The sequence below is a fragment of the Streptomyces griseoluteus genome, from assembly GCF_004784465.1.
GTDB lineage: Bacteria > Actinomycetota > Actinomycetes > Streptomycetales > Streptomycetaceae > Streptomyces > Streptomyces griseoluteus.
In genome coordinates this window covers 929266-948087 of the sequence record NZ_SRRU01000001.1, presented here as the reverse complement: position 1 = coordinate 948087, position 18822 = coordinate 929266, and the positions used below count along the sequence as shown (strand labels likewise).

The following is an 18822-nucleotide window of genomic DNA, read 5'->3' as shown; positions in this document are numbered from 1 at the left end:
CGCCGTACGGGTGGCCTTCAACCGCTACTCCCCGGTCGGAAGCGCGACTTCGGCCGCCGCCTCGGGTCCGCGCTCCAGCAGGACGGCGAATCCGTCCTCGTCGAGCACCGGCACCTTGAGCTGCATCGCCTTGTCGTACTTGGAGCCGGGGTTGTCGCCGACGACCACGAAGGAGGTCTTCTTGGAGACGGAGCCGGTCACCTTGGCGCCCCGGCTCTGGAGCGCGTCCTTGGCGCCGTCACGGGTGAAGTTCTCCAGCGTGCCGGTGACGACGACGGTCATCCCCTCCAGCGGGCGCGGGCCCTCATCCTCGCCGGCGGCCTCCTCCTCCAGCGGGACGCCGGCCGCCTTCCACTTCCGCACGATCTCGCGGTGCCAGTCCTCGGCGAACCACTCCTTGAGCGCGGCCGCGATGATGGGGCCCACCCCGTCGGTGGCGGCCAGTTCCTCCTCGGTGGCCGCTTCGATGCGGTCGATGGAGCGGAACTCGCGGGCGAGCGCCTGTGCCGCGACGGGGCCGACGTGCCGGATGGAGAGGCCGTTGATGAACCGGGCGAGCGGACGCTGCTTGGCCGCCTCGATGTGCTCCAGCAGGGAGAGGGTGTTCTTCTTCGGCTCGCCCTTCTGGTTGGCGAAGACGGTGACGACCTTCTCCTCGCCGGTCTTCGGGTCGTGCTTGGGCAGGCCGCTGTCGGGGTCCAGTACATGCGCCTTGATGGGCAGCAGCTTCTCCACCGTGAGGTCGAAGAGGTCGCCCTCGTCCACCAGCGGCGGGTCGGCGGGCTCCAGCGGCCGGGTGAGCGCGGCGGCGGCGACCCCGCCGAAGTGCTCGATGTCCAGGCACTCGCGCCCCGCCAGGTAGGCGACCCGCTCGCGCAACTGCGCGGGGCACGTACGGGCGTTGGGGCAGCGGAGGTCGATGTCGCCCTCCTTCATGGGCCGCAGCGGCGTACCGCACTCGGGGCACTCGCCGGGCATCACGAACTCCCGCTCGCTGCCGTCCCGGAGGTCGGCGACGGGCCCGAGGATCTCCGGGATGACGTCACCGGCCTTGCGCAGCACCACGGTGTCCCCGATGAGCACGCCCTTGGCCTTGACGACCTCCTGGTTGTGCAGGGTGGCGAACTCGACCTCGCTGCCCGCCACCGTGACCGGCTCCACCTGGGCGTACGGCGTGACCCGGCCGGTGCGGCCGACGCCCACCTTGATGTCGATCAGCTTGGTGTTGACCTCCTCCGGCGCGTACTTGTACGCGATGGCCCAGCGCGGGGCGCGCGCGGTGGAGCCGAGCCGGCCCTGGAGGCGGATCTCGTCGAGCTTGACGACGACACCGTCGATCTCGTGGTCCACGGAGTGCCGGTGCTCGCCGTAGTACGCGATGAACTCCCGTACGCCGTCGAGGCCGTCGACCACGCGGTTGTGCGGGGAGGTGGGCAGGCCCCAGGAGCCGAGCAGGTCGTACGCCTCGGACAGCCGGGTCAGGCCGGTGAAGCCCTCATGGGCGCCGATGCCGTGGACCACCATGTGCAGCGGGCGGCTCGCGGTGACGCGCGGGTCCTTCTGGCGGAGCGAACCGGCGGCCGCGTTGCGGGGGTTGGCGAAGGGCTTGTCCCCGGCGGCGACCAGACGTTCGTTCAGTTCGAGGAACTTGTCCATCGGGAAGTAGACCTCGCCGCGGATCTCCACGAGGTCGGGCACCTTGTCACCCCGGAGGCGGTCCGGGATGTCGGCGATGGTGCGGACGTTGGGTGTGATGTCCTCACCGGTGCGGCCGTCGCCGCGGGTGGCGGCGCGGGTGAGGCGGCCGTGCTCGTAGGTGAGGTTGACGGCGAGTCCGTCGACCTTCAGCTCGCACAGGAAGTGGTAGGTCTGGTCGCCGAGTTCGCGGGCGATGCGGTCGGCCCAGGCGGCGAGTTCCTCGTCGTTGAAGGTGTTGTCCAGGGACAGCATCCGCTCGCGGTGCGCGACCGCGGTGAACTCGGTCTCGTAGGACCCGGCGACCTTCTGGGTGGGCGAGTCCGGGGTGCGCAGCTCCGGGAACTCCTCCTCCAGGGCCTCCAGGGACTTCAGGAGCTTGTCGAACTCCGCGTCGCTGATGACGGGAGCGTCCTTCACGTAGTACCGGAAGCGGTGCTCCTCGACCTGCTCCGCGAGCCGCCCGTGCCTCTCGCGCGCCTCGGCGGGCACCGCCGTCGTCGCCGCTTGCTTGTCGCCGGCCACCGTAGTGTCCTCCCGTTACTCAGGGTTGTCCGCGAGGGATCTCGCCGCCCGGACGCAGTGGGCGAGCGCCTGGCGGGCATAGGCGGGGGAAGCACCCGCGAGACCGCACGCGGGCGTGACCGTGACCGCCTCCGCGAGCAGCCCCGGCCGCAGCCCCAGCCTGCGCCACAGCGTCCTGACACCCATGACGCTACCGGCAGGGTCTGACAATGCCGCGTCCGTCCCCGGCACGACACCGGCGAACAGCCGGGTGCCGCCCTCGACGGCCTCCCCGATGGCGTCGTCGTCACGCTCGGTGAGGAGGCCGAAGTCGAAGGAGACGGCGTCGGTGCCCGCGCGGCGCAGCAGCGCGAACGGCACGTCGGGGGCGCAGGAGTGGACGACGGTGGGGCCGGGGCCGCTCGCGCCGAGCACCTCGCGCAGACCGGACTCCACGATCTGCCGGTCCACGGCGCGGTGGGTGCGGTAGCCGCTGGCGGTGCGGATCTGGCCGCGCAGCACGGCGGTGAGGGACGGCTCGTCGAGCTGGAGCACCACGCGGGCGCCGGGAATGCGGCGGCGGACGTCGGCCACGTGCAGGCGCAGGCCCTCGGCGAGCGAGGCGGTGAGGTCGCGGCAGGCGCCGGGGTCGGACAGCACCGCCTCGCCGTTGCGCAGTTCCAGCGCAGCGGCCAGCGTCCAGGGGCCGACCGCCTGCACCTTGAGGTCGCCCTCGTAGCCCTGGGTGAACTCCTCCAGGGCGTCGAGGTCCTCGCGGAGCCACGCGTGCGCGCGCCGGGTGTCGCGGCCGGGCCGGTCGGACAGCCGCCAGCCGCTGGGCTCCACGCGCGCGTACAGCTCGACGAGCATCCCGGCGGTACGGCCGATCATGTCGGCGCCGGGGCCGCGCGCGGGCAGCTCCGCGAGGTGGGGGAAGTCCTCCAGGCTGCCGGTGACGGTCTTGGCGGCCTCGCGCGCGTCCCCGCCGGGCATCGAGCCGACGCCGGTGGCCGCGGGGAAGGTGACCCGGGTGTTCTCACTCACCCCGGCAGGGTATGCCGTACGGCGGGCGGGCGCGTCAGCGGCCGGGGCGCACGGTCAGGTCGTTGATCTCGGCGTCCCTGGGCAGGTCCAGGGCGAGCAGGACCGTGTCCGCCACCGACTCGGGGTCGATGAACCGCGCGGGGTCGTACTCCTTGCCCTCCTGCTGGTGCACCTTCGCCTGCATGGGGCTGGCTGTGCGGCCGGGGTAGACGGAGCTGACCCGGACCCCGTTGCCGTGCTCCTCCTGGCGCAGCGAGTCCGCCAGCGCCTTCAGCCCGTGCTTGGAGGCGGCGTACGCGGACCAGCCGGCGTGGGCGGTGAGTCCGGCGCCGGAGTTGACGAAGAGCACCTGGCCGCGGGCGGTGCGGAGCTGGGGCAGGAAGTGCCGGGTCAGCTCGGCGGGCGCGATCAGGTTGACGTTGAGCTGGTGGCGCCAGGACTTGGGGGTGAGGTCCCCGACGTCACCGAGGTCGACGACCCCGGCGATGTGCAGCACCGAGTCCACGCGGTCCGGCAGCGACTGGTGGGAGAAGGCCCAGGACAGCTTGTCGGGGTCGGCGAGGTCGCCCACCAGGGTCGTGGCGCCGGGGAACTCGGCCGCCAGCTCCTTGGCGCGGCCCGCGTCGCGCGCGTGCAGCACGAGGTCGTCCCCGCGCGCGTGCAGACGGCGGGCGACGGCGGCGCCGATGCCGGAACCGGCGCCGGTGATCACATGAGTAGCCATGCCCGCCATGGTCGCATCAGCCCGCGGCGAGGGACTCCTCCAGGTGGGCCAGGGCGGCGGCCGGACCGTCGGCGAAGTACATCAGCTCCGACAGCGGGCGCGGCAGGAAGCCCTCGGCCTCCATGCGGCGGAACTGCTGCTCCAGGCCGTCGTAGAAGCCGGCGGTGTTGAGCAGCACCACGGGCTTGGCGGTGCGGCCGTGCTTCTTCAGCTCCAGGATCTCGGTGGCCTCGTCCAGGGTGCCGGTGCCGCCGACCATGATGACCACGGCGTCGGCCTTCTCCAGCAGCAGCCTCTTGCGCTCGGCGAGGTCGGCGGCGACCACCATCTCGTCGGCGCCGGGCCGGGCGACCGCCGACAGGAACTCCACGGAGACGCCCACGAGCCTGCCTCCGGCCTCCTGCACGCCGTCCGCGACGACCTTCATCAGGCCGGAGTCCGAGCCGCCCCAGACGAGCGTGTGGCCGCCCTTGCCGATCAGTTCCCCGAACTCACGCGCGGGGCGGGTGTAGCGCTCGTCGAGGTCGGCGGCGGAGAGGAAGACGCAGATATTCATGGAGCCCACGGTACGCGGGAACATCGGCGGCCCCGCCCGCGCTGTCCGGGTATGACACACGGACACACCATCACCATCGAAGAGGGCGAGCAGCGCGTGCGCGTCGTGCACGACGGCCAGGTGCTCGCGGAGACCGACCGCCCCCTCGTCCTGCGCGAGACGGGCTGTCCGCCCCGGTACTACCTCCCCGCCGAGGACGTCCGGCTCGATCTGCTCACCCCGTCGGACACCCGTACGGACTGTCCCTTCAAGGGCACGGCGTCCTACTGGTCGCTGCCGGACGCGCCCGATCTGGTGTGGGCGTACCCGGACCCGAAGCCGGAGGTGGCCCGGATCAAGGACCACTACTGCTTCTACGCCCCCGAAGTGGGCTGACCGGCGCGCCGTGTCGTGACCGGTGACTCCGGCACCCGTACGGCAGTCTCCACGGGCATGGACAAGAAGACGACTTCCGTCGACGGGACCTCGCTCGCGTACCGCGTGACCGGTGAGGGGCCCACGGTCATCCTGGTCAGCGGCGCGCTGTCCACCGGACTCACGCTCGCCCCGCTGGCGGCGGCGCTCGCGGACCGCTGCCGGGCCGTCGTCTACGACCGCCGGGGCCGGGGCGCGAGCGGCGACACGGCCCCCTACGCGGTCGAGCGCGAGGTGGAGGACCTGGCGGCGCTGCTGGAGGCGGTGGGCGGCGAGGCGGCGCTCTTCGGGCTGTCCTCGGGCGGCGCGCTGGTGCTGCTGGCGGCCGCGAGCGGCCTGCCGGTGGCCCGGGCGGCGGTGTACGAGGTGCCGTTCAACGACTTCCTGCCCGAGGGCCCCCAGCAGCAGGTGGCGTACGCGGCCGCCCTGGACATGGCGTTGGCCGCGGGCGACCGGGGCGGGGCGGTGGAGCTGTTCCTGCGGCTGACCGGGCTGGGCGAGGAGATGATCCAGCGGGCCCGCCAGTCCCCCATGTGGCCCGGCCTGGAGCTGCTCGCGTCGAGCCTGGCGTACGACGCCGCCCTGATGGGCGACGGGCTGCTCCCGGCGGAGCTGCTCGCCCGGGTCCCGGTACCGGTGCTGTCGATGGCGGGCAGCCTGAGCCCGCAGTGGCTGCGCGCGGGCGCCCGTGAGGTCGCGGAGGCGGTGCCGGACGGCGCGTACGCGGTGCTGGAGGGGCAGACGCACGCGGTCGAGCCGGCGTCCCTCGCACCGGTGCTGGCCGACTTCGTCACGGGCTGAGCCCGGCCGGGGATCAGACCGCGGCGGCAGTGGCCCGCGTGGTCGTGGCGATGGTCGCCGAGCCGACCACGCGCGTGCCGTCGTACAGCACGATCGCCTGGCCGGGGGCGACGCCCCGGACGGGCTCGGTGAAGGTGACGCGCAGTTCGCCGTCCACCAGCTCGGCGTCGACCTCGGTCTCGCCGCCGTGGGCGCGGAGCTGGGCGGTGTAGGTGCCGGGACCCTCGGGGGCGGTACCGCACCAGCGGGGCTTGATGGCGGTGAGGGCGGTGACGTCGAGGGCGGCGGCCGGGCCGACGGTGACGGTGTTGGTGACCGGGGAGATGTCCAGGACGTAGCGCGGCTTGCCGTCGGGGGCGGGGGTGCCCAGGCGCAGGCCCTTGCGCTGGCCGATGGTGTAGCCGTAGGCGCCCTCGTGGGTGCCGAGGCGGTTGCCCTCCTCGTCCACGATGTCGCCCTCGGCCTTGCCGAGCCGGCCGGCGAGGAAGCCCTGGGTGTCGCCGTCGGCGATGAAGCAGATGTCGTGCGAGTCGGGCTTCCTGGCGACGGCCAGGCCGCGCCGCTCCGCCTCGGCGCGGATCTCGTCCTTGGTGGTGACGGTGTCCCCGAGCGGGAACAGGGCGTGCGCGAGCTGGCGGTCGTCCAGCACGCCGAGCACGTAGGACTGGTCCTTGGCCATGTCGGAGGCGCGGTGCAGCTCGCGGTTGCCGTCCTCGTCCACCAGCACCTTGGCGTAGTGGCCGGTGCAGACCGCGTCGAAGCCGAGCGCGAGCGCCTTGTCCAGCAGCGCGGCGAACTTGATCTTCTCGTTGCAGCGCAGGCAGGGGTTGGGGGTGCGGCCGGCCTCGTACTCGGCGACGAAGTCCTCGACCACGTCCTCGCGGAAGCGGTCGGCGAGGTCCCAGACGTAGAACGGGATGCCGATGACGTCGGCGGCGCGGCGGGCGTCGCGGGAGTCCTCGATGGTGCAGCAGCCCCGCGCGCCGGTCCGGAAGGATTGCGGGTTGGCGGAGAGCGCGAGGTGGACACCGGTCACGTCGTGACCGGCTTCCGCGGCACGCGCGGCGGCGACGGCGGAGTCCACGCCACCGGACATGGCGGCGAGGACGCGGAGGGGGCGCGGCGAGGTCTCAGTCATAGCCCTTCCAGGGTACGGGGCGACGGGAACCGGAGACGCCGGGTGTGCGTTGGTGATCAGGAGGGGTTCGGCGGAATCGGGGCGTACGGGGTGGAGATGGACGACGGGGATCGCAGGCCGGGCCGGCGGGCGCTGCTCATCGGGGGTGCGGTGGCCACGGCGGGGGCGCTCGCGCTGGCCCACGACGAGCTGGCCCGGCTGTACTGGCGGCTGCCGGGGGTGGAGCGGCAGCGGGTGCCGGGCGCGGTGGACTTCGCGGGCGCCCGCTGGGTGGCGGCCTCCCCGGCCAACTACCGGCACGCGGACCGCCCGGACGACTACCCGGTGGACCGGGTGGTCGTCCATGTCACCCAGGGCGGGTACGCGTCGGCGGTGAAGGTCTTCCAGGACCCGGCGCACCAGGCGGCGGCGCACTACATCGTGCGCGCGGACGGCCGCGTCACCCAGCTCATCCGGGAGCTGGACGTGGCCTTCCACGCGGGCAACCGGTCCTTCAACGAGCGCAGTGTCGGCATCGAGCACGTCGGCTTCGTGGAGGACCCGAAGTCCTTCACGGACGCGATGTACGCCTCCTCGGCCCGGCTGACGGCCGCCATATGCGCGCGGTACGGCATGCCGGTGGACCGGGAGCATGTCATCGGCCACGTCGAAGTACCGGGCACGGACCACACGGACCCCGGCCCGCACTGGGACTGGGACCGGTACATACGGCTGGCGCGGAACGCGCGTACGGCGCTGGGGAAGACCTCGGCCTAGACGAGTCCGGCCGCGCGGGCGCGTTCCACGGCGGGGCCGATGGCCTTGGCCACGGCGTCCACGTCGTCCTGGGTCGAGGTGTGGCCCAGCGAGAAGCGCAGGGTGCCGCGCGCCAGGTCGGGGTCGGTGCCGGTGGCGAGCAGGACGTGGCTGGGCTGGGCGACGCCCGCGGTGCAGGCGGAGCCGGTGGAGCACTCGATGCCCTGGGCGTCCAGCAGCAGGAGCAGGGAGTCGCCCTCGCAGCCGGGGAAGGTGAAGTGCGCGTTGGCGGGCAGCCGGCCGCCGGGGGCCGGGTCGCCGCCGAGCAGCGCGTCCGGGACGGCGGCCCGTACCGCCTCCACCAGGCGGTCGCGCAGGCTGCCGACCTCGCGGGCGAACCACTCCTGCCGTTCGGCGGCGAGGCGTCCGGCGACCGCGAAGGAGGCGGTGGCGGGCACGTCCAGCGTGCCGGAGCGGACATGACGCTCCTGACCGCCGCCGTGCAGCACGGGTACGGGGCTGTACTCGCGGCCGAGCAGCAGGGCGCCGATGCCGTAGGGGCCGCCGATCTTGTGGCCTGAGACGGTCATCGCGGCGAGCCCGGAGGCGGCGAAGTCGACCGGCACCTGGCCGAACGCCTGCACCGCGTCGGCATGCAGCGGCACCCCGAACTCGGCGGCCGCATCGGCCAGTTCGCGGACCGGCATCAAGGTGCCGATCTCGTTGTTGGCCCACATCACGGTGGCCAGCGCGACGTCGTCGGGGTTGCGGGCGATGGCCTCGCGCAGCACCTCGGGGTGGACGCGGCCGTGCGCGTCGACGGGGAGGTACTCGACGGTGGCGCCCTCGTGCTCACCGAGCCAGTGCACGGCGTCCAGCACCGCGTGGTGCTCGACCGGGCTGGCCAGCACCCGGACCCGGTCCGGGTCGGCGGCGCGGCGGGCCCAGTACAGACCCTTGACGGCGAGGTTGTCGGCCTCGGTTCCGCCGGAGGTGAGGACCACCTCGCTGGGGCGGGCACCGAGGGCCTCGGCGAGGGTTTCGCGGGCCTCCTCGACGGTGCGGCGCGCCCGGCGGCCGGAGGCGTGCAGGGAGGACGCGTTGCCGGTGACGCCGAGCCGGTCGGTCAGCTCCCGCGCGGCCTCGGGAAGCATCGGCGTGGTGGCCGCGTGGTCGAGGTAAGCCATGGTGACGCCGATTCTACGGGCCGCGCGGAGCCGCCCTCGGCCCCGCGCCGGTGGGTCACAGGCTCCAGGACACCGTGTCGGTGAACTGCATGGTGGCGAACAGGACCACGAGGTCGGCCACACCGAGCGCCATGCCGAGGCAGGCGCGGCCCCGGCGGGTCGTGCCGCGCCACAGCGAGACGCCCGCGAGGACGATGGCGACGGGGCCCAGGAACAGGTTGAGGACGAGCAGTCCGAGCAGCCCGAGGATGAAGGACGCGACGGCCATGCCGTCGGCGTCGCGGCGCGGCTTCGCCTCGATCTGACCGGTGGCAGGTGCGGTGAGATGCATGGTGCTCAGCTCCTGATGGTCGGTGCGGACGGGCGGGTCAGTGGCTGGTGGTGCGACGTCGGCCATGGCGCTCACGGACGGCGAAGACGACGAGCCAGACACCGATGAAGGCGGCGACGGCGACGCTGACACCCACCGGTACGTGCGCCACGGTGCCGAGCGCGACACCGAGCAGCATGAGTGCGGCAACGAGGAACAGCATGGTTTCGATCCCCCCTCAGGGTCGTCTCGGTGAACAGTTGTAGTAACACTTGTTCACTGACCTTGAGTCTAACCCTCCGCGCGGCTTTTCAATTCGAGAGAACAGTTGTTAACTGGATGACATGAGTCACACCCTCGGCATCCGGCAGGCCCAGAAGCAGAAGACCCGTCAGGCGTTCCTGGACGCGGCCCTGGTGCTGCTTGAGGAGCAGAGCCTGAGCAGTCTGGGGCTGCGCGAGGTGACCCGTGCCGTGGGGGTGGCGCCGACCGCGTTCTACCGGCACTTCCGCTCCATCGCGGATCTCGGGGTGGCCCTGGTCGACGAGGCACTGGGCAGCCTGCACCCGATGGTGGGGCCGACGGTGTCGGCGGCGAACGACTCGGAGGAACGCATCGGCCGCGCGGTCGAGTTGATCGACCAGCATGTACGGGCCTTCCCGGCGCACGTCCGCTTCATCGCCCGCGAGCGGCACGGCGGAGTGCAGCCGGTGCGCGAGGCGATCCGGGACCAGCTCGCGCGCTTCACCGAGGAGGTGAAGGCCGAACTGGCCCTGAACCGCGAGTCGGAGGGCTGGGGTGACGACGACCTGACGATGCTCGCGCATCTCTACGTCGACCAGATGCTCATCACCGCCCAGCTCTTCCTGGAGGCGCTGGAGGCCCCGCAGGGCGAGTGGGAGCGGGTGACCCGGCTGGCCGTCCGGCAACTGCGCCTGATCACGCTGGGCAGCAGGCACTGGATGGACCAGGAGGCGCCCGCCGAGCGGTGATCACAGGGCGGTTCAGCCCAGGCGCACGCGCGCGAGCTGGCGGGACTGGGCGACCAGCCGGTCCTCGCTGTCCCAGACCTCGGCGTCCTCCTCCAGGAAGCCGCCGGCCAGGTTGCGCGTGGTGATGGACACCCGCAGCGGACCCGGCGCGGGCCGGTGCCGCACGTGCACGGTCAGTTCCACGGTCGGCACCCAGCCGGTCAGCCCGATCTCGAACGCGGTCGGCGGCAGCGCGTCCACCGCGAGCAGCAGCGAGAAGGGGTCCGCGTCCCGGCCGTCGGCCAGCCCGAACCAGGCCCGCATCTCCCCCTTGCCCGAGGGCGCGCCGACCGCCCAGCCGACGGTGGCCGGGTCCAGCTTGAGCATCAGCCGCTCGGTGATGGCCGAACTGCCGTCCACCGGCGCCGGACCGTCGGCCGGGCCGAGGCAGCGCTCCAGGGGCGGCATCGCGGGCGGTACGGCACTCGTCCGCACGTCGTCGGGGAGCGCGGCGAGATCGCCGTACGAGGCGAGGACGCGGATGCGCTCCACCTCGTTGCCCTCGGCGTCGTACTGGTAGAGGGACGCCTGGCCGGTGGAGAGGGTGCGGCCGGTGCGCACGGTCTCGGTGCGGATGACCGCGGGGCCGGGCTGGGAGGCCGTCAGGTAGTGCGCGGAGACGGTGAACGGGTCCGGATGCGGGAGGGTGTCCGCGAGGGCCCGGCCGAGCACGGCCAGCAGGTAGCCGCCGTTGACGGCGCTGATGATGGTCCAGCCGGCCGAGAGGTCGATGTCGTAGACGCCGGGCGCGCGCCGGACGACCTCGGTGTCACGGTCGAACTCGCTGTCGCCGATCACGGCTCGAGTGGCGGGGGCTGAGGCTGCTTCTGGCATGGGTGAAACGGTACAACAGCTAATTACTAAGCGGTAGCTTTCTGCGTTTCGGGCACATGAACAGCCCTGGACAGGCGGCTCACTCTTCCGTGACCGTGGAGCGCCGGTTCCAGGCGCGTGGCGCCCGCCAGTGGAACTTCATGGCCAGCAGGCGCAGCACGAACGCGGTGGCCGCGGCGAGTCCGCTGGTGAGGGAGGTCAGCGCGTCGAAGCGGATGCACAGCACCACCATCGTGGCGCCGACGATCGCGGGCACCGCGTACAGGTCGCGGTCCCAGCGCAGCAGCGAGGGCACCTCGTTGGCGAGCACGTCGCGCAGCACACCGCCGCCGACGGCGGTGGCGAGGCCCAGGGTGGCGGAGGCGGTCAGGCCGAGTCCGTGGCTGTACGCCTTGGTCGTGCCGGTGACGCAGAACAGGCCGAGTCCGGCCGCGTCGAAGACGAGCACCGCCGCCTGGATGCGCTCCACGTGCGGGTGGAGGAAGAAGACCACGACGGTGGCGAGCAGCGGGGTGACGAAGAACCCGAGGTCGGTGAAGGCGGCCGGGGGCACGGCCCCGATGATCAGGTCACGCAAGAGCCCTCCGCCCAGCGCGGTCACCTCGGCGAGCACGGCCATCCCGAAGACGTCGAAGTTCTTGCGGACGGCCAGCAGGGCGCCGGAGATGGCGAACACGAAGATGCCGATGACATCGAGCGTGTGCTGGACGGAGGGACTGAAGATCTGATCGAGCTGCACCCACACATTCTGACCTGTCGCGGGGTGCGGGCCTTGCGAAGCAAGGCAGGAGGGGCGGCCGCCGGGCGAACGGCGGCCGCCGGCTCACTTGTCGTCGGCAGCCTTCTCGGTGCCGGACTTCTCGGTGCCGGGCTTCTCGGCCTCGGCCTTCTCGACCTCTTCGGTGCCCGCCTTCTCGGCCTTGGTCTCCGCGACCTCGGTCACAGAAGGCTTCTCGGCCGCCTCGGTCTTCTCCACCTTGGTCTCCGCGACCTCGGTCCCAGAAGGCTTCTCGGCCGCCTCGGTCTTCTCCACCTTGGTCTCCTCGACCTTGGTCACAGAAGGCTTCTCGGCCGCCTCGGTCTTCTCGACCTTCTGGGCCTCGACCTTCTCGACCTTGGTCTCCTCGGCCTTGGTCACGGAAGGCTTCTCGGCCTCCGGCTCCTTCGTGGCGGTGGTCTCCGCGACCTCCGCCGCGACGGCGGCCGACGTCTCCGCCGACTCCTCCAGCACCGCGTCCGGCACCAGCTCGGAAGCCTCCTTCGCCGCCGTCAGCAGGACGGTGTCCTGCGGGGCCTGGTCGGCGAAGTTCTCGGGGTGGTGGCAGGCGACCCGCTGACCCGGCCGCAGCTCCAGGAGCTGGGGCTCGGTGGTCTTGCAGATCTCCGTCGCCTTCCAGCACCGGGTGTGGAACCGGCACCCCGACGGCGGCGAGATCGGCGAGGGCACGTCACCGCGGAGCAGGATGCGCTCGCTCTTGGCGCCCCGGCGCTTGGGGTCCGGGATCGGCACGGCCGACATGAGCGCCTTGGTGTACGGGTGCATCGGCGCCTCGTACAGCGAGGTGCGGTCCGCGATCTCGACCATCTTGCCGAGGTACATCACCGCGATCCGGTCCGAGACGTGCCGGACGACCGAGAGGTCGTGCGCGATGATCACGTACGTCAGACCCAGTTCCTCCTGGAGGTCGTCCATGAGGTTGACGACCTGGGCCTGGATCGACACGTCCAGCGCGGACACCGGCTCGTCCGCCACGACCAGCTTCGGCTTCAGCGCGAGCGCGCGGGCGATACCGATGCGCTGGCGCTGGCCGCCGGAGAACTCGTGGGGGTAGCGGTTGTAGTGCTCGGGGTTGAGACCCACGACCGACAGCAGCCGCTGGACCTCCTTCTTGATGCCGCCCTCGGGCTCGACACCCTGGAGCCGGAAGGGGGCCCCGATGATGGTGCCGATGGTGTGCCGGGGGTTCAGCGAGGAGTACGGGTCCTGGAAGACCATCTGCACGTCGCGGCGCATCGGGCGCATGCCCGAGACCCCGAGGTGCGTGATGTCCTTGCCCTCGAACTCGATGGTGCCCGCGGTCGGCTCGTCCAGGCGGGTGATCAGCCGGCCCATCGTGGACTTGCCGCAGCCCGACTCGCCCACGACGCCCAGGGTTTCACCGGCGCGCACCTCGAAGTCGATGCCGTCGACCGCGTGCACCGCGCCGACCTGGCGCTGGAGCAGCCCCTTCTTGATGGGGAAGTGCCTCTTCAGGCCGCTGACCTTCAGCAGGATCTCGCCGTCCGCGCTGTCGGCGCTCTTGGCCTGCGCGGGAATCGTCACTGCCTTCTCGTCGCTCACAGCTTCGGCGCAATCTCTTCGGTCCAGATCCGCTCCCGCTGCTCCGTGCTCATGTGGCAGGCGGCCCAGTGCGTGCTGCCGACCTGGGTCAGCTCGGGGCGGACCGTGCGGGTCACGTTGTCCTTGGGGAGGTCGGCGTACGGGCAGCGCGGGTTGAAGGCGCAGCCGGACGGGATGTTGATCAGGGAGGGCGGGGAGCCCTTCACCGGGATCAGGCGGTCCTGCTGCTCGCGGTCGAGCCGCGGCATGGAACCGAGCAGGCCCCAGGTGTAGGGGTGCCGGGGCTCGTAGAACACCTTCTCCGCCGGTCCCCGCTCGACACAGCGTCCGCCGTACATCACGAGGATGTCGTCGGCGAGTTCGGCGACGACGCCCAGGTCGTGGGTGATGACGATGACCGCGGAGCCGAACTCCTTCTGGAGGTCGCGGATGAGGTCGAGGATCTGCGCCTGGACGGTCACGTCCAGGGCGGTCGTCGGCTCGTCGGCGATGAGCAGCTCGGGGTTGTTCACCAGCGACATGGCGATCATGGCGCGCTGGCGCATACCGCCGGAGAACTCGTGCGGGTAGCTGTCCACCCGCTTGTCCGGCTGGGGGATGCCCACCCGGTCGAGCATCTCGATCGCGCGCTTGCGCGCGGTCTTCTTGTCGACCTTGTGGTGGATGCGGTACGCCTCCACGATCTGCTGGCCGATCGTGTAGTACGGGTGCAGCGCGGACAGCGGGTCCTGGAAGATCATCGCCATCTCGCGGCCGCGCATCCGGCGCACCTGGTCGGGGTCGGCCGACAGCAGCTCGGTGCCGTTCAGCCAGATCTCGCCGGAGATGCGGGCCTTCTGCTTGCCGTACTGGCCGGCCGTGTGCAGGCCCATGATGCCGAGCGAGGTGACCGACTTGCCGGAGCCGGACTCACCCACGATGCCGAGGGTCTTGCCCTTCTCCAGCGTGAAGGTCAGTCCGTCGACGGACTTGACCAGGCCGTCGTCGGTCGGGAAGTGCACCTTCAGGTCGCGCACGTCCAGGAACGCCTTGCCGGCGGTCGTGGGGTCGGTGGGCTCGCCCACCGCGGCTCCGGTCTTGCTGAGTTCGGTCATGAGAGCCTCACGCGCGGGTCGATCACGGCGTACAGGATGTCCACCAGGAGGTTGGCTATCAGCACCGCCACCGAGGTGATCAGGGTGACGCCCAGGATGACGGGCAGGTCCTGATTCTTGATGGCGTTGAGGACGGCCTGGCCGAGGCCGGGCAGGCTGAACGTCGTCTCGGTCAGGATCGCGCCGCCGATGAGGGCGCCGAGGTCCATGCCGAGCATGGTCAGGATGGGGGTCATCGTGGAACGCATGGCGTGCTTGCCGATGACCGTCTGCTCCTTGAGGCCCTTGGCACGCGCGGTGCGGATGTAGTCCTCGCCGAGGATCTCCAGCATGGTGGCGCGGGTGATCCGGGCGTACATCGCCGCGTACAGGAAGGCCAGGGTGATCCAGGGCAGGATCATGCCGCCGAACCAGCCGCTGAAGCTGTCCTCCAGGGGCACGTACTGCGCGTCGATGAGACCGAGCCCGTAGGAGAAGATCGCCAGGGAGAGCAGACCGGTGAAGTAGATGGGGAGCGAGACACCGCCCAGCGCCACCACCATCGCGGTGCGGTCCCACAGGGTGCCCCGCTTGAGCGCGGAGAGGACACCCGCCGCGACACCGAAGACCAGCCACAGGACCGCCGCGCCGAGCGCGAGGGACAGCGTGACCGGGAAACGGTCCGTCAGCACCGGCCAGATGGCCTGTTCGCTGCGGAACGAGTAACCGAAGCACGGCGCAGCACAGTGGGTGACATCGCCGCCGGCCGCGTACGTGCGGCCCACGAAGATGCCCTTGAAGAACTCCCACACCTGCTGGAAGATCGGGTCGCTCAGACCGAGCTTCTCCCGGATCGCCTCGACTGCCGCGGGGTCGGCCTGCTTGCCCACGAAACTCGTGGCGACGTCGACCCCCGCCCACTTGGGGACGAGGAAGAAGATGCCGAAGACCACCATGACGATGACCACGAGCATCACTGCGGCGGCGAAGAGCCGCCTGATGAGGTAAGCGAGCACAGCTTACGGCCCGCCGCGGACCGTGAACCGCCGGAGATCATCCGGCGGTTCACGGTCTCGCCGCGCCGGCCTTCACCTGCCTTTCGTGCCGTTCGGCGGGTGTGCCGGGGTTACTTCGAGGACTTCAGACCGAGGTTGACGAAGTCGTACATGCCGCTGTAGCCGTTCGACGTGTAGATGTTCGCGACGCGGTCCGAGCGCCAGTTCAGGAACTTCTCGAAGGTGAAGGGCAGGTAGTACGCGCCCTCCATGACCTTGTGGTTGATCTCAGTGGCGATCTTGGTCTTGCCGGCGTCGTCCAGCGTCTTGACGTAGTCGGTGAAGAGACCGTCGATCTTCTTGTCCTTGATGAGGGCGTAGTTGTTGTTGCCGCTCTCGAGGATGTACTTGCTGTTCCACAGCGGGAGACCGTAGCCCTGCACGGACGGGAAGTCCGGGCCCCAGCCCATGATGATGATGCCGTAGCCCTTCTTCTTCACGTTCGAGGGGCTGCCGATGATGCCGGGGGTCTGGGCACCGTCGTACTGGTCGATCTGGACGTTGACGCCGATCTTCTTCAGCGCCGCCTGCATCGACTGGGCGGTGGCCACCTCGACGGGCTTGTTGTTTCGCACCGCGATGGTGGTGCTGAAGCCCTTCGGCTTGCCGCAGGCCTTCAGCTCTTCCTTGGCCTTGGCGACGTTGCCGGACTTGTTGGCACCGGCGATCCCGTACGGGTCGTACTTCTGGCCCTCGGCGCCGGGGACCGACGGCGGGAGCATGTTGGTGCCGATGTCGCCGCCGGCGACCGGGCCGCCACGGGCGGTCTGGAGCGAGACGTGGTCGGCGCCGTAGATCACGGCCTTGCGGCAGTGCTCGTTGTCGAACGGCTTCACGCTCTGCGGGAAGACGGCGTAACGGACGTAACCGGAGACCGGGTTGTCCAGGTTGCCCTTGTGCTTCTTCAGGGCGACCGTGCGGCCCTGGGGCGACATGCCGGTCTGGGCCAGGTCGATGTCCAGGTCGCCGTTGATCAGACGCTGGTCCAGGTCATTGGCGTTGGAGAAGAACTTGATGGTGATCGCGTCCGGGTACGCCTTGCGGACGGGGTCCGAGGACGCCTTCCAGTTGGCGTTGCGGACCAGCTTGAGGTCCTTGCCGGGGCTGTAGGACGCGAACTTGTACGGGCCCGAGGAGAACGGGTGCAGACCGTACTTGGACTTGGTGTCCTTGTCCTGGCGGACCGGGGAACCCGAGGTCAGCGCCAGCATCTCCTCGAAGTCCGAGTTGGCCTGCGGGAGGTGGAAGACGATGGTCTTGTCGTCCGGGGTCTTGATGGACTTCAGACCCAGGTGGTCCTTGGCCTTGTCCTTGTAGGGGCCCTTGTACTCACCCTTGGGGTCAAGGACCTCCTTCAGGTAGGTCGGACCGCCGGAGAGCACGTCCTGCGCCCACACGCGCTCGATGCCGTACTTGACGTCCTTCGACGTGATCGGCTTGCCGTCCTCCCACGTCACACCGTCACGCAGGGTGTACGTGTAGGTCTTGCCGTCGTCGGTGACCTTGGCGACACCGGTGGCGAGGTCCGGGGTGATCTCGGCACCCGCGGCGCCGGCCTCGGTCTTGTTGGTGACGAGCTGGCGGCTGTAGTAGCGGGAGAAGTTCCACATGAAGCCGTAGTAGCCACGGGTGGTGTCCCACGAGTCGGCGTCCTGGACGGACCCGAAGCGCAGGGTGCCGCCCTTCTTGGCCTCGGACGCCTGGGCGACCTTGTTGTTGGCCGCGTCGAAGCCGGCCGCACCGTTCTTCGAACCGCCGTCGTCGCCGCCGCCGCACGCGGCCGTGGTCAGCAGTGCGGCGACCACGGCGGCAGCGGCCGCGGTCCGCTTGGCCCGCCCTGAGGTGCGCTGGGTAGTCACGATCTCGGTTCCTCCGGAATTGATGAGAGACCCCGTGCTGGTTCCACGGGTCGCTTGGGGGTACGGCGTGGTCAGCGGGAAGCCTTGGGGTCCAGGGCATCCCGGACGCCGTCGCCGAACAGGTTGAAGGCAAGAACGGTGATGAAGATCGCCACACCGGGGACCACCATGTACATGGGGTCCGAGTCGTAGTAGTCGATCGCGTTCGAGAGCATCTGACCCCAGGAGGCGGTGGGCGGCTTGACGCCCACGCCCAGGAAGCTCAGGGCCGCCTCGGTGAGGATGTTGGTCGGGATCATCATCGTGGAGTAGACGATGATCGGCGCGACCAGGTTGGGCAGCAGCTCCTTGAACAGGATGTAGAACCGTCCGGCGCCCAGCGAGCGGGCCGCGTCGACGTACTCGCGCTCACGCAGCGAGAGGGTCTGGCCGCGCACCACGCGGCCGATGTACGGCCAGCCGAAGAAGCCGATGACCAGGATCATCACGAAGACGCGTACGGCCGAACCGCTGAGCCCCAGCATGCTGTTGGGCATCACGGAGACGAGCGCGATGATGAACAGGAGCTGCGGGAAGGCCAGCAGTCCGTCCATCACCCGGCTGATCACGGAGTCGACCCAGCCGCCGAAGAACCCGGCGAGGATGCCGAGCACGGTGCCGAGGGCGACGGCCACCACGGCCGACAGGAAGCCGACCAGGAGCGAGATCTGCGCCCCGTAGAGGATGCGGGCGAGGATGTCGCGGCCGTTGACCGGCTCGACGCCCAGCAGGTGATCGCCGCCGAGACCGCCGAGGGACCCCTTGGGGGTGCCGAACAGCGGGTCGATCAGGTTCTCGTGGTAAGCGTCCGGGTCCTGCCCGATCAAGTGGGTGAGCACCGGCGCCAGCAGGGCGATCACGATGAGCAGGACGACGACGGTGCCGCCGGTCAGGGCGAGCTTGTCCCGCTTCAGCCGCTCCCAGGCGATGCGCCCCAGCGAACGTCCCTGGACATCCTTCGCCTTGGCGCTCGCCACCTCCGCTTCCTCGTGCGCGTTCGGGGCCGCGTCAGCGGTCGGCTCGTGCAATGGTGCCGTCATTCTGACAGGGACCCCTCTCAACCGGCCTGAGCCGGCCCACACTTGCCGCGCGAGCGGCTTCGAAGACTGTCGTACACGGGGGTGAACACCCCTGGATCGGGAGTCTTCAACGGCGGAGCGATCCGTTGCCAGACTTGACGGGGAATGGATGCCTAAACGTGATGCAAGCTGGCACGTTCCGATATCCGAACGACGGGTAACAGCGGTAGGACACAGGTGAATTCGGGACGACATGAGCAAAGACCGTCATTCACTGCCATGTACGGCTGAACACGTCCTAATGGCGGGGGAGTTCACACCGCCGCAACACCGGACCTCCACGTGACCTACCCGGAACAGGGCGTGACGAACACTCAGTCCACACAGATCTTCCGGATCACCGGGCCGGCCGCCGGCGTCGGCTCACTGGCATGCGGAAATGCCGGAGGGGCCCCGTGAAATT

General features: G+C 70.4%; 19 protein-coding genes. 4 read left to right on the top strand and 15 right to left on the bottom strand.

What is annotated here, in order from left to right; translation table 11 throughout:
* Positions 1 to 24: 24 nt before the first annotated feature.
* The 4 genes from ligA to E5082_RS04385 are packed head-to-tail and all read right to left on the bottom strand — an operon-like array spanning position 25 to position 4523.
* The gene (gene ligA / locus E5082_RS04400) at positions 25 to 2220 is read right to left on the bottom strand and encodes an NAD-dependent DNA ligase LigA (protein WP_135789935.1); all 2196 of its coding nucleotides are present in this window, start codon (positions 2218 to 2220) and stop codon (positions 25 to 27) included.
* A 15-nt stretch (positions 2221 to 2235) separates the two neighbouring features.
* Positions 2236 to 3243, bottom strand: coding sequence for a methionine synthase (locus tag E5082_RS04395; RefSeq protein ID WP_135789934.1), 1008 nt, complete (start codon positions 3241 to 3243; stop codon positions 2236 to 2238).
* Positions 3244 to 3277: 34 nt separating this feature from the next.
* A complete protein-coding gene (locus tag E5082_RS04390; protein WP_135789933.1) occupies positions 3278 to 3976 on the bottom strand; it encodes an SDR family oxidoreductase in 699 nt (232 codons plus the stop codon).
* 7 nt (positions 3977 to 3983) lie between these two features.
* Positions 3984 to 4523 carry an LOG family protein gene (locus E5082_RS04385; protein ID WP_086695885.1) on the bottom strand — a complete coding sequence of 180 codons (540 nt, stop codon included), beginning with the start codon at positions 4521 to 4523 and terminating at the stop codon, positions 3984 to 3986.
* 51 nt (positions 4524 to 4574) lie between these two features.
* Here E5082_RS04385 and E5082_RS04380 point away from each other — a divergent pair, with 51 nt between their 5' ends.
* Positions 4575 to 4898, top strand: a complete 324-nt coding sequence (locus E5082_RS04380; RefSeq protein WP_135789932.1) for a DUF427 domain-containing protein — start codon at positions 4575 to 4577, stop codon at positions 4896 to 4898.
* A 57-nt stretch (positions 4899 to 4955) separates the two neighbouring features.
* The gene (locus tag E5082_RS04375) at positions 4956 to 5738 is read left to right on the top strand and encodes an alpha/beta fold hydrolase (RefSeq protein WP_135790133.1); all 783 of its coding nucleotides are present in this window, start codon (positions 4956 to 4958) and stop codon (positions 5736 to 5738) included.
* 13 nt (positions 5739 to 5751) lie between these two features.
* Here the strand turns inward: E5082_RS04375 and mnmA are convergent, their stop codons facing one another.
* The gene (gene mnmA / locus E5082_RS04370) at positions 5752 to 6876 is read right to left on the bottom strand and encodes a tRNA 2-thiouridine(34) synthase MnmA (protein ID WP_135789931.1); all 1125 of its coding nucleotides are present in this window, start codon (positions 6874 to 6876) and stop codon (positions 5752 to 5754) included.
* A gap of 96 nt (positions 6877 to 6972) precedes the next feature.
* Here mnmA and E5082_RS04365 point away from each other — a divergent pair, with 96 nt between their 5' ends.
* On the top strand, positions 6973 to 7632 hold the full coding sequence (locus E5082_RS04365) for an N-acetylmuramoyl-L-alanine amidase (RefSeq protein WP_135789930.1): 660 nt from the start codon (positions 6973 to 6975) through the stop codon (positions 7630 to 7632).
* On the opposite strand, the gene E5082_RS04360 is transcribed toward E5082_RS04365, so the two are convergent.
* The 3 genes from E5082_RS04360 to E5082_RS32280 are packed head-to-tail and all read right to left on the bottom strand — an operon-like array spanning position 7629 to position 9331.
* Positions 7629 to 8798 carry a cysteine desulfurase family protein gene (locus E5082_RS04360; protein WP_135789929.1) on the bottom strand — a complete coding sequence of 390 codons (1170 nt, stop codon included), beginning with the start codon at positions 8796 to 8798 and terminating at the stop codon, positions 7629 to 7631. The genes E5082_RS04365 and E5082_RS04360 overlap by 4 nt on opposite strands.
* Before the next feature lie 55 nt (positions 8799 to 8853).
* Positions 8854 to 9129 (bottom strand): DUF4190 domain-containing protein, encoded by a 276-nt coding sequence (locus tag E5082_RS04355; protein ID WP_135789928.1) that lies wholly within the window; start codon positions 9127 to 9129, stop codon positions 8854 to 8856.
* Positions 9130 to 9166: 37 nt separating this feature from the next.
* Positions 9167 to 9331 (bottom strand): hypothetical protein, encoded by a 165-nt coding sequence (locus E5082_RS32280; RefSeq protein ID WP_086693676.1) that lies wholly within the window; start codon positions 9329 to 9331, stop codon positions 9167 to 9169.
* 121 nt (positions 9332 to 9452) lie between these two features.
* Between E5082_RS32280 and E5082_RS04350 the strand changes: the two genes are divergently transcribed.
* Entirely contained in the window at positions 9453 to 10100 is a 648-nt protein-coding gene (locus E5082_RS04350) for a TetR family transcriptional regulator (protein ID WP_135789927.1), read from the top strand.
* A gap of 12 nt (positions 10101 to 10112) precedes the next feature.
* Here the strand turns inward: E5082_RS04350 and E5082_RS04345 are convergent, their stop codons facing one another.
* The 7 genes from E5082_RS04345 to E5082_RS04315 form a co-directional block, all read right to left on the bottom strand.
* Positions 10113 to 10973, bottom strand: a complete 861-nt coding sequence (locus E5082_RS04345; protein WP_135789926.1) for a thioesterase family protein — start codon at positions 10971 to 10973, stop codon at positions 10113 to 10115.
* Positions 10974 to 11052: 79 nt separating this feature from the next.
* The gene (locus E5082_RS04340) at positions 11053 to 11712 is read right to left on the bottom strand and encodes a trimeric intracellular cation channel family protein (RefSeq protein ID WP_135789925.1); all 660 of its coding nucleotides are present in this window, start codon (positions 11710 to 11712) and stop codon (positions 11053 to 11055) included.
* 84 nt (positions 11713 to 11796) lie between these two features.
* The gene (locus E5082_RS04335; protein WP_373310096.1) at positions 11797 to 13296 is read right to left on the bottom strand and encodes an ABC transporter ATP-binding protein; all 1500 of its coding nucleotides are present in this window, start codon (positions 13294 to 13296) and stop codon (positions 11797 to 11799) included.
* A 14-nt stretch (positions 13297 to 13310) separates the two neighbouring features.
* Positions 13311 to 14408 (bottom strand): ABC transporter ATP-binding protein, encoded by a 1098-nt coding sequence (locus E5082_RS04330; RefSeq protein WP_135789923.1) that lies wholly within the window; start codon positions 14406 to 14408, stop codon positions 13311 to 13313.
* Positions 14405 to 15403, bottom strand: a complete 999-nt coding sequence (locus E5082_RS04325; protein ID WP_135789922.1) for an ABC transporter permease — start codon at positions 15401 to 15403, stop codon at positions 14405 to 14407. The genes E5082_RS04330 and E5082_RS04325 overlap by 4 nt, the downstream gene beginning before the upstream one ends.
* A 110-nt stretch (positions 15404 to 15513) precedes the next feature.
* Complete coding sequence (locus E5082_RS04320; protein ID WP_135789921.1) at positions 15514 to 17301, bottom strand: ABC transporter substrate-binding protein; 1788 nt, start codon at positions 17299 to 17301, stop codon at positions 15514 to 15516.
* A gap of 71 nt (positions 17302 to 17372) precedes the next feature.
* Positions 17373 to 18380, bottom strand: coding sequence for an ABC transporter permease (locus E5082_RS04315; RefSeq protein ID WP_135789920.1), 1008 nt, complete (start codon positions 18378 to 18380; stop codon positions 17373 to 17375).
* Positions 18381 to 18822: the final 442 nt, after the last annotated feature.

What these genes read in the sequence shown, in the direction of transcription:
- E5082_RS32280 (WP_086693676.1), bottom strand. Translation starts at nt 9,331, where the DNA reads ATGCTGTTCCTCGTTGCCGCACTCATGCTGCTCGGTGTCGCGCTCGGC.
- E5082_RS04360 (WP_135789929.1), bottom strand. Translation starts at nt 8,798, where the DNA reads ATGGCTTACCTCGACCACGCGGCCACCACGCCGATGCTTCCCGAGGCC.
- E5082_RS04345 (WP_135789926.1), bottom strand. Translation starts at nt 10,973, where the DNA reads ATGCCAGAAGCAGCCTCAGCCCCCGCCACTCGAGCCGTGATCGGCGAC.
- E5082_RS04385 (WP_086695885.1), bottom strand. Translation starts at nt 4,523, where the DNA reads ATGAATATCTGCGTCTTCCTCTCCGCCGCCGACCTCGACGAGCGCTAC.
- E5082_RS04315 (WP_135789920.1), bottom strand. Translation starts at nt 18,380, where the DNA reads ATGACGGCACCATTGCACGAGCCGACCGCTGACGCGGCCCCGAACGCG.
- E5082_RS04390 (WP_135789933.1), bottom strand. Translation starts at nt 3,976, where the DNA reads ATGGCGGGCATGGCTACTCATGTGATCACCGGCGCCGGTTCCGGCATC.
- mnmA (WP_135789931.1), bottom strand. Translation starts at nt 6,876, where the DNA reads ATGACTGAGACCTCGCCGCGCCCCCTCCGCGTCCTCGCCGCCATGTCC.
- E5082_RS04375 (WP_135790133.1), top strand. Translation starts at nt 4,956, where the DNA reads ATGGACAAGAAGACGACTTCCGTCGACGGGACCTCGCTCGCGTACCGC.
- E5082_RS04330 (WP_135789923.1), bottom strand. Translation starts at nt 14,408, where the DNA reads ATGACCGAACTCAGCAAGACCGGAGCCGCGGTGGGCGAGCCCACCGAC.
- E5082_RS04355 (WP_135789928.1), bottom strand. Translation starts at nt 9,129, where the DNA reads ATGCATCTCACCGCACCTGCCACCGGTCAGATCGAGGCGAAGCCGCGC.
- E5082_RS04380 (WP_135789932.1), top strand. Translation starts at nt 4,575, where the DNA reads ATGACACACGGACACACCATCACCATCGAAGAGGGCGAGCAGCGCGTG.
- E5082_RS04365 (WP_135789930.1), top strand. Translation starts at nt 6,973, where the DNA reads ATGGACGACGGGGATCGCAGGCCGGGCCGGCGGGCGCTGCTCATCGGG.
- E5082_RS04350 (WP_135789927.1), top strand. Translation starts at nt 9,453, where the DNA reads ATGAGTCACACCCTCGGCATCCGGCAGGCCCAGAAGCAGAAGACCCGT.